The organism is Nostoc sp. (genome assembly GCF_036917375.1).
GTDB lineage: Bacteria > Cyanobacteriota > Cyanobacteriia > Cyanobacteriales > Nostocaceae > Nostoc.
Genome location: NZ_JBALDN010000112.1, coordinates 1 through 14945, shown reverse-complemented (window position 1 = coordinate 14945; position 14945 = coordinate 1). Strand labels below are relative to the sequence as shown.

Genomic DNA, 14945 nt, shown 5'->3' with positions numbered 1-14945 from the left:
AGCCAAAACACAGAGGTACTGGACAACGAGTTGAAACTCCTAAATTTCATATCACTAATCAGTTTTTCAGCCTTAACTGAACCGTATTGATTTATAAATACTGCAATTGCCTGAACCGAGGGTTACAAAGCATCCAGAATTTTATAGCCCGCAAATTGGATTATTACGCGAACGGCGAGATAAAAATATAAAGGATAGATAAAAAACAGTACTCTTGTATACATTTTTCAGCAAAAAATATGAAGATTTTGCAAAGATTGGTATGAGATTATATAAATCTAAGTAAATTTCCGCTATGTAAGTACTATCAGCTTATAAGCTGCTTACTCTTTTCAAGTGTCGAATAACACATTATTTTTCGTCATTAACCTCCATAGAGCTTGTTGGGATCGCGACAAAGAATTCGTTAATCAATACTTATCAAATCTGAAACTTTCTAGTTCTGACTTTATGAAATTCTGATCGAAAAAAGCCCGATCTCAGAGTTCTCTGTGAATTCTGACTTAAAGAATTTTTATTGAAAGAGCAAGACTTTCAGGGGTTAAAGCTCTATCACACTCAATTAAGGAAGGTTAATATTATGCCCAGACTGATTGTTTCTTTTCCTCCGCTCATAGGCACCTCTGGTTCGGATCTAGTGGTGGGTCAAGAAGATAATGCATTCCCAGCAATCGGAATTGAGGTTCTAAAAAACGGAGTCATCAATACTAAAGGAGGTAACGACACTATCAAGGGTAGTGCTACTGGTGGCGACGAAGATTTCTCCAGCAGTGAGGGCGCAGGCACTGGCACAGGCATTGCTAACAGTGGCATCATCGATGCAGAGAAAGGAGATGATACTATCTCTGGCACAGGCACTGGCGGTTTCACGTATCTACGCTCTGCACCTGGTATAGGTATCTCTAACACTCAAGGCGGCTACATTAATGGAGGAGACGGAAAAGATTTGATCTCCGGAACCGGAAACAGAGGCGGCGATTTTGTAAGAGGCTTTGCTAAAGGCATCAATAATACTCAGGATAGCCGCATTGATGGAGGATTTGGGGACGACTCTATCTTTGGAACTGGAAATGGACAATCTGGAGTTGCTGGTATAGGAATCTTCAACAGTGGTGGCAGCAATATTAATGGAGGAGAAGGGAAGGATTCCATCTCCGGAACTGGAACTGGTAGTTTTTTTGGAGGAGATGGTACAGGCATCTTCAACAGTGATGGTAGCGTTATTAGTGGAGGTCTTGGAAACGATTCTATTACTGGTATCGGCAAGGGCGGTAACGCGTTAGCATCGCCCGATAGGCTTAATACCCCTTCAGGTAACGGTATAGGCATCTCTAACAGTAAGGGTAGCGCGATCAGTGGAGGGCAGGGAAACGACTTAATCTCTGGCACAGGCACCGGCGGTGGAGGGGACAATAGCCCTTTTGGGGATTATGAACCCGGTATAGGTATAGGCATTGTTAACAGTGGCAGCATCAGTTTAGGCGGTGGCAACGATACCCTTGCCGGTACTGGCATTAGTAAAGGCATAGGTATTGTTAATACTAATGGCATTATCTGTGGAGGGACAGGAGATGATAGCCTTACTGGGTATGGTAGCAGCATTGGCATCCAAGGTGGCACAATTGATGGCGGAAACGGTAACGATTACTTCAAAGCCCGTCGAATTGATGATAGCGGTAAAGCCGTTTCAGACCAAGGGGGCGCTATTGCCAATGTCTTGATTAAGGGCGGATCTGGAGCCGACACATTTGATATTGGTTACGGTAATGCCACAATCAATGGTGGATCGGGATGGGACAAACTAATTCTGTCTGATTTAAAAACTGATTACACCATTCTAGGCAACTCCAATAATTACACCATTAAACGTGATGAGTTCACCCTTAATGTCTTGAATGTTGAGGAAATCGTCTTTTTTGGCACTGCTCCACTATAAACTGTGTTTGGTAATTCCCGATCGCAAAAGCTAGAAAGAGGCATCTAGAACAAAAAACCTATAGCTACACATACATGGATTGGTAAAAATCATTAAACCGATTGAATCTCAATATAAAACTAGTTTATCTTCAGAAGTTAAGCAATATAACGATTATTTTTTGGTAAAACATTATAATCCTAATTTAAATAACTTTGATGGTATTGAAGAAACTATTCGCATTCCTCAACAAGCAATAGATTCGCGAAATTTTGCTCCTTCAAGTTCGCAGCAAATCGAGCGATCGCCTGCGGGTGAAGATGGGTGGTATATTTATGGCGCTGCCGATGCAAAGGGCGTATTTACAGTACGCGCACTTGTACCTCGTTCTCTGTTGCAAATTCAACCCCGTCAAATTATTACTGGTAAAGAATTAGGTCTAAATTACATCCAAGAGGTAAATTGGCAAAATACTGAGAACAATAAAGGTAAATTCAATACTGTATTATTAACACCTGGAGAAACACAAAATTCACTTAATCAATCTATATCAACATGGCAAGAAGGGAATAAAGCTATTGTCCTACACCTATTTGGTGGAATTGGCGGACGTAAAGCTGAACCATTGGGAGTACCTTATACTATCACCGGACATTTCGCTTTTGGAATTGCAGAAGTTGTCCGCGATGAGTTTACTAAGGAATTACGCTTCGAGACTAAATACCACCAAATTTATGCCCATAACCCTGATGGAATTATTGCCGGAACGCATACATGGGCTGATTACATGGGTAATTTACAACGTGGTTGGCTGGCAACACGTCCAATATCAGATATTCTGATCGAATTCGACCCTGTAACGCAGGATTATGATTTTGATGGTGTCAAACTTTCGCCTTTAGAGCAATTCCAGCAACAATTACAGGTAACAATGGCACGTTATCGAGTTGGTGATGGAACTGGTGGCGCAATGGTATCACCTGCTACCTCATGCGTCCAAGACGCAAGCCAAGCACTTTATGCGGCAATACTGGCAATAAAAAACCAAGTTGCTACAACTCCTCAAATTCAAACTTGGATACGCGCCAACCCCAATCACCCGCAAACATTACGCTTTCAGCAGCTAGTTAAATTAGGTCAATCTTTGGAACAACAGTTAGCACCTTTGGGTATAGTTCGCGCTGATTGGCAAAGTCAAGCAGGTATACTCGCAGGTACGGGCAGAGGAAAAACGACGGAACCATTTCAAGATCGTAGTATTTGGGCTGGTTTGACAACATGGCGAACAATAATGCCTAGACTTGCACACGACGACCTAGCTGCAATATTTTTAAAACATGGTGCAACTATGCAAGTATTGCGAACTAATCAAGTCGGTGGTTGGGAACCTAATATTACACCCATTGCCCCAACAGTAATTTTGGGGCAAATTAAGATTCCTTTTACCAATATTTCACCACTTTCAATTCTTTTAAATCGCGTTTTAGCGTCCTTAGTATTTCCGAGGTTCAAAGATTGGTTAGTTGTTGTTGCATTGCTGATAATTTATAGTATTCTTGCTCTACCTTATGGTTGGAAATTTGGATTTTTACAGATAGAAATTTGGTCTGCGAGTTGGATTGATAAATGCTTGTTAATATTGCGTTGTTTATTTTTTCCTGCAATTGTTGAAGAACTCTTTTTTCGCGTTTTTTTGCTTCCTCATCCTAGCGAAATCACCAATTGGCTTCAATGGTCTTTGTGGGCAATAGTGAGTTTATCATTATTTGTTCTGTATCATCCATTGAATGCTAAAACTTTTTTTAAAGCTGGAATTACGACATTTTTTGATCGTATTTTTCTTGTTTTAGCAGCATTTTTGGGAATTATCTGTACTGTTGCATATACCCTCACAGGATCTTTATTTGCGATCGTTTTAATTCACTGGGTTGTTGTAGTAGCTTGGTTAATTGTTTTTGGAGGAATCAGAAAATTAGATAATAATCAAAAAATTCAGAACACTAAGGTTTAAGAAGGCAGGGGGCAAGAGGTAGGAGCCAATAATGCTTGCTTAACGCTAAAACTTAATGCCTTTATTTAGCACTACTAAATCTAGGACAACCTTCCTCAGCCCCCTTTTTACAACAACCGCAGAACTTTTTATTAGCGATCGCACTACAATTAGTTATTGAGCAACATACTGCTAAGGCACAATCAATACTGGGCAAGGGGAAAGGTTAATTACGCGAGTGGTAACACTATCATCCGCTCCCTCTTCAGTCAAACCTAGCCCCCGACAGCCCATAATAATTAAATCTGCCCCGATTTCATCAGCGACATCGCAGATCGTAAAAGCTGGTTTGCCTCGCCTTTCTAAGGTTTCAGATTGAATTCCTTGCCCAGAAAATAAAGATTGGGCATTTTCCAGTAGTTTCGCAACTACCTCTGGCGACACCATCGGATCGTCGGCACTAGGCGCGTCTGGAGGTGGTTCTTCTACCACAGACAGCAGTATCAAGCGACTGCCGTACTTTTTGACTACGTTGGTAACAACATCAGCAGCTTCCCGCGTTTCCCGGCTTTGATCGATAGGAAATAATACCGTCTTAAATATATCTGTCACTTGGGTACCCCTGACTCCGGTAAAATCTTGATGGTTCTACTTTCAAAACAATAACAAAAAGGCAATCAGGAGAGTTTGGTGTGTCCAAAAAAAGTTTAGCAAGTTTATCTTCGGCTGATATCTCTGGGAAACGTGCCTTAGTACGGGTTGACTTTAATGTGCCTGTGGACGACCAAGGCAACATTACTGACGATACTCGCATTCGCGCCGCTCTACCAACCATCCAAGATTTGACGCAGAAGGGAGCTAAGGTCATTCTCGCCAGCCATTTTGGCCGTCCCAAGGGTGTGGATGACAAATTACGCCTAACTCCCGTTGCCAAGCGTCTGTCTGAGTTACTGGGGCAAGAAGTCGTTAAAACTGATGATTCTATTGGTGATGAAGTTGCAGCTAAAGTTGGCGCGTTGCAAAATGGCCAAGTGCTGTTACTCGAAAATGTCCGTTTTTACCCAGAAGAAGAGAAAAACAATCCAGAATTTGCGGAAAAATTGGCAGCTAATGCTGATTTTTATGTAAATGATGCTTTTGGTACTGCACACCGCGCCCATGCTTCTACTGAGGGTGTGACTAAATTCCTCAGTCCTTCTGTGGCTGGATATTTGGTTGAGAAGGAATTGCAATATCTGCAAAACGCCATTGAAAATCCTCAACGTCCTTTAGCGGCAATTATTGGCGGTTCCAAAGTTTCCAGCAAAATTGGCGTAATTGAAACACTGCTGGAGAAGTGCGACAAGCTGATCATCGGTGGTGGGATGATTTTCACCTTCTACAAAGCCCGTGGTTTAAATGTTGGTAAATCGTTGGTGGAAGAAGACAAGCTGGAACTAGCGAAGTCTTTGGAAGCTAAGGCTAAAGAACGGGGCGTTGCTTTATTGCTTCCCACAGATGTGGTATTGGCAGATAACTTTGCCCCTGATGCCAATTCTCAAACCGTTAGCATTGAGAATATCCCCGATGGTTGGATGGGTTTGGATATTGGGCCAGACTCGGTGAAATTTTTCCAAGAAGCCCTTGCAGATACCAAAACGGTCATTTGGAACGGGCCAATGGGTGTGTTTGAGTTTGATAAGTTTGCCAAAGGTACGGAAGCGATCGCTCATACCCTCGCCGAAATCGGTAAAACTGGCACAACTACTATCATTGGCGGTGGCGACTCGGTAGCGGCTGTGGAAAAAGTTGGTTTAGCCGACCAAATGAGCCACATTTCCACCGGCGGCGGCGCTAGCTTGGAGTTACTTGAAGGCAAGGTATTGCCTGGAATTGCAGCTTTAGATGATGCTTAATATAGACGTTACAGCAATTTTCAGGTAATTAAACCATCGTTAGGGGCGCACAGATGTGCGCCTCTAGCGTAAATAGGAGAAAAAACTGTGGAAACCAAATGGCTGGAATGGGCACAGAAGTTACAAGCGATCGCTCAAAGTGGTTTGACTTATTCTGAGGGTGTTTATGATATCGAACGTTACAAACAATTACGAGCGATCGCCACAGAAATTATGGCGAGTTACTCAAATGTAGAGCATAGCTATGTCCTTGATTTATTTAACGGTGAACTAGGATATGCAACTCCTAAAGTTGATGTCCGGGCAGCTATTTTCCGTGACGATACTATATTGTTAGTCAAGGAACGGGTAGACGGCTGCTGGACTTTACCTGGTGGATGGGCTGATGTTGGCGAGTCACCCAGTGAGGCAGTTGTGAAAGAAATATATGAAGAATCGGGATATCAAGCACGCGCTATCAAACTTTTAGCAGTCTATGACAGAAACAAACAGGGACATCCACCATTACCGTTTTATGTCTACAAGCTGTTTTTTCACTGCGAACTTATTGGTGGTTCGCCATCATCAAGTATTGAAACTGAAGAAGTAGGTTTTTTCCCTGAAGGTGCGTTGCCAAAACTTTCTCTCGGACGTGTGACACCAGCACAAATAAATCGACTTTTTCAACATTATCGCCAACCAAATTTACCGACAGACTTTGATTAGCACTGTTTTATAACTCAATACAGTTCAGTTAAGAAAAATTGTAGGTTGGGTTGAGGAACGAAACCCAACACCAATAATCCTTGATTTTGTTGGATTTCACTGTTTTTCAATAAAGTTGCTACAAAAATTTTATTTTTTCAGAGTAAAAAAGAGCGTTATTAGCCCCTTCAATATTTAATATATTTGGCCAACTTTTTTAGGTAAGATGCTACTACACAAGTTTACTATTTACACTCATTAACTATATAGTTTGCTACCAAAATAAATGCATAGCAATGACTCAAATTACTCAACAACAACCAATCCAGCATCACTCAAGACTCGGAATTGAAGTTCTACGCGGTTGCAATCTCAACTGCCTCACAAATCTAGAGTTGCGTGAATTAAAAGAATCACTTTGGAAACATGGCGTTGTAGTCGTCAGAAAGCAACAGCTTACCGCACAACAATTAAAAGAATTTGCCAAGCAGACCTTTGGCGATTTTATGTTTGGCGGCCCTCCGAAAACATTAGATCCTGATATTAGTCCAGACTTACAAAGCCAATATGTCTATATATTGGGCAATCCTAAAGGGCCAGTTTCCGATCCAGTCGGGAAATATGCGTGGCAATGGCATCATGATAAAGATGGTCTCCCCAGTATAGAGGGACTGGATATGAACGCACTATATGTTGTGATGCTTTATGGGATACAAGTGCCGGAAGGTGTAGATGGGAAACCTCACACTACCGAATTCCTCGATATGGTAGAAGCGTACAATAACCTTGATCCTCAACATCAGCAGCAGTTAGAGCAGATGTCGATGTATCACTCGCCACCAATGTTTTCTAAAAAACCCAATGTAGATACTGTTATACCGAAGAAACTGCATCCGATTGTGTCCACTCACAAAGTTACTGGTAAAAAGGGATTATATTTAGGTTCGGACACTGCGATCGCAGTTGGTATGGAAGATCGACCAGAGGAAGCAAAACGTTTCTGGGAGGATTTGTTTGCGACTGTTCTAGACTGTACGCCAGTCTATTCCCATGTTTGGCAGCCAGGAGATATTATTTTTTGGGACAACTCACAGGTGATGCACAGAGGTAGACCTTACGATCCAACGAAGCACCAGCGAATTGCGTTGCGTTTAGGTGTAGTACAGACAGATTGAAAGACACTACTACAATAGACATCTTGGCATTGTGGGGAAAAGGGTAAGGGGTAAAGGGTAAAGGTATGGAATTTTCCCTTATCCAGTAACCTTTAATATGCACTCCAACATCTTGGCAAAAGTTACTTTTGTAAGATGTCTAATGTCTAATGTCTAAGCTAGTAATGAAAAGTTTGTAGTAAGCACTTTAGTGCTTAGAAAATTAAGGACTAAAGTCTTTACTACGAACTTGCTTGCTATCATTTAAACTTGACAGACTACTAGGGCGTTGTCTCAGGAGTTGGTGTTGATGTAGGTTCAGGCTCAGGTGTGGAGGTTTCTGTAGGCGTGGGTGTTTGCGTAGGTGTCGGCGTTGGCGTGGGAGTTGGTGCAGGTGTGGATGTTTCCGTGGGCGTGGGTGTTGGTGGTGGGGGAGCGATGGGATTTTCCGCTGTAATACTGAGTTGATAATCTACTGGTTTCGTTGCTGTGGAAACTACAACAAACTCATAAAATCCATTTTCTGGTAATTTAGTTGACAAACTACGCTTGGTAGAATCTTCTAAAAATCGAATTTTGCCAGAGGGTGAATAGACTGATAACAAGACTTGGGAATTTGCTTCTAGCTTCAAATCCAGAGATTGGTTTTTGGCAAGTCCAGCAATGAATACTTTACCACCACCAGGTTGGAGAGTACTGCTGACTGTTTTGCCAGTAGCTCCAGGATCGAAGACAAGTTTCTGAAAAGCGCTACCGTCAAGGATTGCACTGAGTCGATCGCTAACAAATCCGTACCAAACTTGTCCAATGGGCTGACCTTGAAAACTTTTACCCCGTTGCTCAGGAAATACACTTAAGAATGCAGTATCTCCCAAATCATATAAAGAACGGCTACCAACATTGATTTTGTTGACTTCTGCTTTCCAGCGATCGCGTTCAGCAGTTGTGTAAGTTCCTAGTTTTTGGCGGGCATTATTACTCAGTGGTGCAAGCTTTTCTAGTAATTCTGAGGCTGTTTTATCCCATTCTGCGCGCAAACTCTCATCTTCAGGGCCATTACTAAGAGTACGTCCCCGTAAACTGGGATTTCTATCCCAAAAAACTTGATTCACCAAGTTTACGTAGAAGTTAGAGTCAATACCCAACTGTTGACGGCGATCGCTTAATCTTTCTTTGCGTTCTCGTTCTGCTGGCGAATATTGGGCTAAAGGATCGGTTGGTTGTTCGCTAGTTGGAATGGGACTGGCTGTAGGATTAGGATCGACTTGCCCGACATCTCGTCTGCCATTCAATCCCCACCAAATTAATCCTACACTACCAGCGACTAGCGCCGCCACAATAAAGGTTTTTGTTGGTGTCCACCAGGAGGAAGAGGGGGAAGATGAGGGATATGAGGGATATGGAGGGGTTGGGGAAGATGGGGGAGGTGGGGAGACGGCGACGGTGGCGGATGTGGGTTGTGGTGGAGTGGGATATTGAGTTGGCGGATAGTTCGCTGGGGGTGAGTTGAGGGCTTGGAGTACTTGACGGGCTGATTGATAGCGATCGCTTGGTCTAGCAGATAGCATTTTATCTAATACCTGTGCCAAATCTTGACTCAGATTAACTTCCCGTCGCCATTGCCAACTCAGAGTATAGGTATCAATTAATTCTTGGGGTTGTTTCCCTGTCAGTAAAACCAACATTGTTGCGGCCAAAGCATACAAGTCGCTGTGGGGAGATACTAACCCAGTTTGCATTTGTTCTGGGGGCGCAAATCCTATTTTACCTAATAAGGTTGGTGCTGGCGGAGGTGCAACCATACCGGGTTGGTAATATTCGGAAGCTACGGTTGCTACTACTTGTTTAACACCGCCAAAATCAATTAAAACTGGCAGTTTGTCAACAGTGCGAAGCATTAAGTTATCTGGAGAAATATCTCGATGAATTACTCCTAGTGAGTGAATGTATTCCAACACTGGCAAAATTTGCTGGAATAATTGGCGTATTTCTACTTCTGTAAAGCGCAAACCCTGTTGTATCCGGGTATTTAACAAAGAATTGTAAGTTTCCCCTTCTACATAATCTTGTACCAAAAACAGATATTCTTTGCCCCCTAAATTTAGCCGCAGCAGTTCTCGAAAGCGGGGAATTTGGGGATGTTGCAATTTATAAAGAACACTCGCTTCTCTCTCAAAGAGTTCTTCAGCTTTTTGGACAACGTAAGCGGTTTGAACTTGGGGAGAAAATTCTTTTAAAACGCAAAGTTCGCGGAAACGGTTGACATCTTCAGCTAAATAAGTGCGTCCAAAGCCACCTTGGCCAATTTGACGCACGATCGCATAGCGATCGCCTAAAGTCATTCCTGGTTGGATACTATAACTCATGGGCGTATCCAATAAATTCTCACCACACTGGAGACAAAAGCGGCTACCTTGGGAATTTTCATGTCCTTTAGAACAATATATTGAATTCATTGGAGAGTTAGGAGTTAGGAGTTAGGAGTTAGGAGTTAATAATAACAAGGAGTAGCGAGTAGCATTTTCCACCTGATTTAATTACACTACTCCGTATCTGAAACCGTGGTCTATAAGGAAAATTGCCTTAATTCATAACCCATAACTCCTAACTTATAACTTCTCACTCCTAACTTTATTTTTGTACTTTACTGACTCGATCGGCTGCGATCGCATACCAAATTTGACCAAAAGTCTGTTGATTGAGTTTCTTACGCTGTTGGTCGGGAAACAACCGATCAAATTTTTCATTTGTGTCTTTGGTCAACTGATCGATTGTATAGTTCCCCAACTGCCCCGATCGCGCTTGTTGTCTCCATGTATCGTAATCTTTTTGACTATAGTTCCCTAATTTCCGACGAGCTGCTGTACTGAGGTCAGCCTGTTCTAGTTTATCTAATAAATTATCGGCGATATCAGACCATTCATCTCGTAAACCCGCATCTTCAGGTTTAGATGTCAGGCTACGTCCTTTTAATTCTGGTTTTCTTGTATAAAATAAATCATCTACTGTGCGAATAAAAAATCCTTCAGTAATTTCTAACTCTTGACGACGACTAATAATTTTCTGGAGGTCGCTATTTTTTCCTTTGTCGCCGCCTGGTTTTCCAGTTGGAAACTGTGGGATTTGCGGTAATGAAGGTAATGAAATTGATGGGATAGTGATTGAAGTGACGGCCCGAATGGCTGCATTTCCCGCTGCTAAAGTTAATCCAACTAACGCTGTTACCCCTAAACTCATCATAAAAGGGCGAATCCAAACAGGGAAAGATGCCGGTTTAGCAATTGCTTGTGTTTGCCTCTGAAATCTGCTCATAACAGCACTGGCGCGTTGTCTTCCCGGAGCAACTACCATCGTCTTGATCTTGGTGGTAATATAATTGCCTGGAGATTTAGTCGCAGTTGACGATGGTAAATCTCTGAGGATTTGCTCGGCTCGTTGATAGCGATCGCTCGGTCTATAAGCCAGCATCTTTTTTAACACTGCTTCTAGTTTGGGACTAACTTGGATTTCCTTACCCCATCCCCAAATTCCCTGATAGCTGTCGTATAGTTTCTGCGGTTCTTTACCTGTAAGCAACACTAATGTTGTTACCGCCAAAGAATATAAATCACTACTAAAAAATGCTTTTCCCTGCCGTAGCTGTTCTTCTGGAGCGTAGCCTTTTTTACCCAGAAGAGTGTTATTTCCAACCAACTTGGTGCGCCAAAAACCTTGAGAAGCTGGCAATTGCTTAACGCCACCAAAATCAATCAGTACTGGTAGATTATCAGAACGCCGCCAAATTAGATTATCAGGAGAGATATCGCGGTGAATTACATCTCGTGAGTGGATGTAGGATAAGACAGGTAAAATCTGTTGCAGGAGAGTGATTACTTCCTCTTCACTAAAGGTTTTTCCTTGACTTTCACGCTGTTCTAATAGCTGGTAGTAATTATCACCATCCACATAATCTTGCACTAAAAAGAAAAAATCTTTAGTGCCTATCTTCACTTGTAGCGAGGCGTGAAAACGCGGAATCTGTGGATGCTGAAGTTTTTTTAGGACATTCGCTTCTCTCTCAAATAACTCTTTAGCTTTTTGTAAATCTTGATTTTCTTGTACTTGGGGTGCAAATTCCTTCAGCACACAGGTTTGATGGGATTTATTGATATCTTCCGCCAAATAGGTGCGTCCAAAGCCGCCCTGTCCTAGATGACGGATAATTTGATAGCGATTATCCACAACCTGTCCCACAGCAAGAGGTAATGGTTCACCACAATGGGTGCAAAAGCGGTTACTACCATTATTTGTGTGTTGTTTACTGCAATAGAGCTGCATGGTGCTGAAGGATAAATTAATGTTTTATTGAATGACTACAACGCGCATACCCTCATTTTCGGATATTCTACGAATTACGAATTACGTTAGCGAAGCGGTAGCGAGTCTTCGAGCGTCATTACGAATTATTTTAAACGGTGTTGGTTCTACTTCAGGATAAATAAGCAAGCGTCATGAACGGCAAATCAAGACAGCAGCAAGTAATTAAAGCATTTGAAGATTTTTTGTCTACCCCCCTAGAAACTTTACTGCAAAGGCATCTCAACACTCAAACTTTGGCAGCTTTGAGTTTATTTCACGATGTGGCGGCGAATGTACCAGCCTACAAGGCGTTTTTAGCAGAAAGGGAAATTAATCCCGCGACTATTCAAACCTTAGAGGAGTTTCAGAAACTACCAGCGATCGCTAAACAAAATTATATACTGCGTTATCCCTTACCTGACTTGTGCCGCAACGGACAACTTGAAGCGTGCGACATGATAGCTGCTTCATCAGGTTCCACTGGTAAACCGACATTTTGGCCTCGTTTTTTCACAGATGAACTCCAAATCGCCACACGCTTTGAACAGATTTTTCACGATAGTTTCTATACAGATAGCAGACGTACTCTAGCAGTGATTTGTTTCACTTTAGGCACTTGGGTAGGTGGAATGTTTACTACTAATTGCTGTCGTTATCTTGCTAGCAAAGGTTATCTCATCACTGTCATTACTCCTGGTAACAATAAAGAAGAAATCTTGCGAGTTGTGCAAGAACTAGGTTCAGCATTTGAGCAAGTGGTGTTATTGGGATACCCGCCATTTTTAAAAGATGTGATTGATACTGGTATCGCTCGTGGTGTGGAGTGGCAGCAATATCAGATTAAATTAGTGATGGCGGGAGAAGTATTTAGCGAAGAATGGCGGAGTTTAGTTGCCCAAAGAGTTGGTTCACAAAATCCTTGTTATGATTTTGCATCACTTTACGGCACGGCGGATGCGGGAGTTTTGGGAAATGAAACCCCGTTAAGTATCTGCATTCGCCGTTTTTTGGCAGAAAATCCCGATGCAGCTAGAACTTTATTTGGGGAATCGCGTTTACCCACATTAGTACAATACGATCCTTTCACTCGCTTTTTTGAAGTTCACGATGGCGGATTGCTATTTTCGGGAGATAACGGTATTCCCTTAGTGCGTTATGACATCTTGGATACTGGCGGGATAATTAGTTATGATGCGATGCTGCAATTTTTAGCGGAATGGGGATTTAACCCGCTTGAAAATCTGCGTTCTGATACTCAAGAATCAGCTAGAGGTATTCATCAGCTACCTTTTGTATATGTCTTCGGTCGTTCTAATTTTACAGTTTCTTACTTTGGTGCGAATATCTATCCCGAAAATGTAACGGTGGGATTAGAACAACCAGGAATTCAAGAATGGGTGACGGGTAAATTTGTGTTACAGGTGAAAGAAGATGCTGACAAAAACCGATTTTTATCTGTAGTTGTGGAATTAGCAGTAGGGGTAGAGGGTAGTGAAGATCAAAGACTTGCGATCGCATCTTCTATTCTTTCACAACTGTTACGCCTAAATAGCGAGTTTGCTAATTACGTTCCTGTAGAATATCAAACACCACAGGTTACATTAGCCCCAATGGGTGATTTTGAATATTTCCCGATTGGGGTGAAGCATCGTTATACGCGTCAATAGTACTAGGCGCGATGAATCAGCAAGAAGACGCGATGAATCGCGTCTCTACAAGGGGCGATCGTTTTTGCAATCGGATTCCCATTCTGATCGCAATATCTGTTTGATTAGGGGCGATCGCCTCTGCCGCAGTTTCCTCTAAGATAACCAAAGCACCTGGAAGATTTGATGCATAATAAAAACTAAACCTTGAAATTATGAAGTAGGCAATGAATATTACCGATAATTCTCCGATAGATGATGGGTCATCAGCAGATTTGATTTCTGTCGCAGAGTTACAGCAACAGCTTAATGACTTACTCCAGCAACTATCTCCAGAGCGATTACGGGTGCTGACTGATTTTGCTGCTTATTTGGCAAATGCTGAAAGCGAAGCTGCAACCCAAGAACTTTTGGCAATTCCTGGATTGTTAGAGCGAGTTAAGCAAAATCAAGTAACGCCTAAAGCCCAATACACCGCCTGGAGAACTCTTCGCTCTGATGTATGAAGTTATTCTTCATCCCGATGTCCAAGAAGTTTATGTCAATGCTGACAAAGCTTTTGCTAAGAAAATTGCCCGATGTTTGCAGCAGCTAGAACAAACTCCTCGATCGCACCCCAACATTAAAGCCCTAAAGGGAGATTATGCAGGTTACTATCGCTACCGAATGGGGGATTACAGGGTCATTTATTCTATAGACGATGAAGTTGTGCAGGTACTTGTTGTGGCAATTGCTCATCGCAGTGAGGTATATAAACCGTAAAAGCGATCGCTTAATCAATTCATCGTGGCGATCGCAAAAATGATGCCTGCGGCGGGCTACGCCTACGCATTCCCATTCTGTTCACAATATCTGTTTTATTAGGGGCGATCGCATTCCCTGGATTGCAGAAATATCGGATGCGATAGATTTACGAGACGCTTACGAGACTTGATGAATCGCATCTTTACAAGGGATTGCTGCTTCCACATTTCCCTTATGTTTTGGCTGGAGGAAGTATTTTTCTTTCCTACTCTCCATCTTTCACTTTCTCTTGTTGATGCCAAGTTTGATAAAAAGCGGGGTAGGGCATACTTTGGGCGCACTTCCAGATAACTTGGTAGCAATGATCAAATCGCTCAAAGTCATTTTTGTAAGTTTCAGGTGATAAGTAATCCTTCAACATAGTAACAACACTAGGCATCTGTTCCTTTAACAGAATTTTCTCCTTGAACAGAATTCGCTCTAAGCTATATGCCAATACGGTTCAGTTAAGGCTGAAAGTCGTGTAAATTAAGCATTGTCCAAGAATGAAAATGAGCGTGTGGTGCATCTCAAAGATTT

The 14945-nt window shown here is 42.3% G+C and carries 13 protein-coding genes; 8 read left to right on the top strand and 5 right to left on the bottom strand.

Features of this window, described 5'->3' with window-relative positions; all coding sequences use genetic code 11:
• The first annotated feature begins 580 nt into the window (after positions 1-580).
• Together V7K45_RS31070 and V7K45_RS31065 are read left to right on the top strand one after the other, a co-directional pair.
• Positions 581-1936 (top strand): hypothetical protein, encoded by a 1356-nt coding sequence (locus V7K45_RS31070; protein ID WP_335009548.1) that lies wholly within the window; start codon positions 581-583, stop codon positions 1934-1936.
• Positions 1937-2015: 79 nt separating this feature from the next.
• Positions 2016-3926: a CPBP family glutamic-type intramembrane protease gene (locus tag V7K45_RS31065; protein WP_335009546.1), complete on the top strand. Its 1911-nt coding sequence runs from the start codon at positions 2016-2018 to the stop codon at positions 3924-3926.
• A gap of 171 nt (positions 3927-4097) precedes the next feature.
• Here V7K45_RS31065 and V7K45_RS31060 read toward each other — a convergent pair whose 3' ends face one another.
• A complete protein-coding gene (locus V7K45_RS31060; RefSeq protein ID WP_099103266.1) occupies positions 4098-4508 on the bottom strand; it encodes a universal stress protein in 411 nt (136 codons plus the stop codon).
• An 89-nt stretch (positions 4509-4597) separates the two neighbouring features.
• Between V7K45_RS31060 and V7K45_RS31055 the strand changes: the two genes are divergently transcribed.
• The 3 genes from V7K45_RS31055 to V7K45_RS31045 all read left to right on the top strand — a co-directional run bounded on the left by V7K45_RS31055 (position 4598) and on the right by V7K45_RS31045 (position 7659).
• Positions 4598-5800, top strand: coding sequence for a phosphoglycerate kinase (locus V7K45_RS31055; protein WP_335009544.1), 1203 nt, complete (start codon positions 4598-4600; stop codon positions 5798-5800).
• A gap of 87 nt (positions 5801-5887) precedes the next feature.
• A complete protein-coding gene (locus tag V7K45_RS31050; protein ID WP_335009542.1) occupies positions 5888-6505 on the top strand; it encodes an NUDIX hydrolase in 618 nt (205 codons plus the stop codon).
• Between the two features lie 275 nt (positions 6506-6780).
• Positions 6781-7659 (top strand): TauD/TfdA dioxygenase family protein, encoded by an 879-nt coding sequence (locus tag V7K45_RS31045; protein ID WP_335009540.1) that lies wholly within the window; start codon positions 6781-6783, stop codon positions 7657-7659.
• A gap of 260 nt (positions 7660-7919) precedes the next feature.
• Here V7K45_RS31045 and V7K45_RS31040 read toward each other — a convergent pair whose 3' ends face one another.
• Both V7K45_RS31040 and V7K45_RS31035 read right to left on the bottom strand, forming a co-directional pair.
• On the bottom strand, positions 7920-10094 hold the full coding sequence (locus tag V7K45_RS31040) for a serine/threonine-protein kinase (RefSeq protein WP_335009539.1): 2175 nt from the start codon (positions 10092-10094) through the stop codon (positions 7920-7922).
• 175 nt (positions 10095-10269) lie between these two features.
• Positions 10270-11955: a serine/threonine-protein kinase gene (locus V7K45_RS31035; RefSeq protein ID WP_335009537.1), complete on the bottom strand. Its 1686-nt coding sequence runs from the start codon at positions 11953-11955 to the stop codon at positions 10270-10272.
• Positions 11956-12128: 173 nt separating this feature from the next.
• On the opposite strand from V7K45_RS31035, the gene V7K45_RS31030 reads away from it, so the two are divergent.
• Positions 12129-13643 carry a phenylacetate--CoA ligase family protein gene (locus V7K45_RS31030; protein WP_335009535.1) on the top strand — a complete coding sequence of 505 codons (1515 nt, stop codon included), beginning with the start codon at positions 12129-12131 and terminating at the stop codon, positions 13641-13643.
• A gap of 16 nt (positions 13644-13659) precedes the next feature.
• On the opposite strand, the gene V7K45_RS31025 is transcribed toward V7K45_RS31030, so the two are convergent.
• A complete protein-coding gene (locus V7K45_RS31025; RefSeq protein WP_335009533.1) occupies positions 13660-13791 on the bottom strand; it encodes a hypothetical protein in 132 nt (43 codons plus the stop codon).
• Between the two features lie 58 nt (positions 13792-13849).
• Between V7K45_RS31025 and V7K45_RS31020 the strand changes: the two genes are divergently transcribed.
• Complete coding sequence (locus V7K45_RS31020) at positions 13850-14128, top strand: hypothetical protein (protein WP_335009531.1); 279 nt, start codon at positions 13850-13852, stop codon at positions 14126-14128.
• The gene (locus V7K45_RS31015) at positions 14121-14384 is read left to right on the top strand and encodes a type II toxin-antitoxin system RelE family toxin (protein ID WP_335009529.1); all 264 of its coding nucleotides are present in this window, start codon (positions 14121-14123) and stop codon (positions 14382-14384) included. The genes V7K45_RS31020 and V7K45_RS31015 overlap by 8 nt, the downstream gene beginning before the upstream one ends.
• A 247-nt stretch (positions 14385-14631) precedes the next feature.
• On the opposite strand, the gene V7K45_RS33145 is transcribed toward V7K45_RS31015, so the two are convergent.
• Positions 14632-14787, bottom strand: a complete 156-nt coding sequence (locus V7K45_RS33145) for a hypothetical protein (RefSeq protein ID WP_442942083.1) — start codon at positions 14785-14787, stop codon at positions 14632-14634.
• Positions 14788-14945 lie beyond the last annotated feature (158 nt).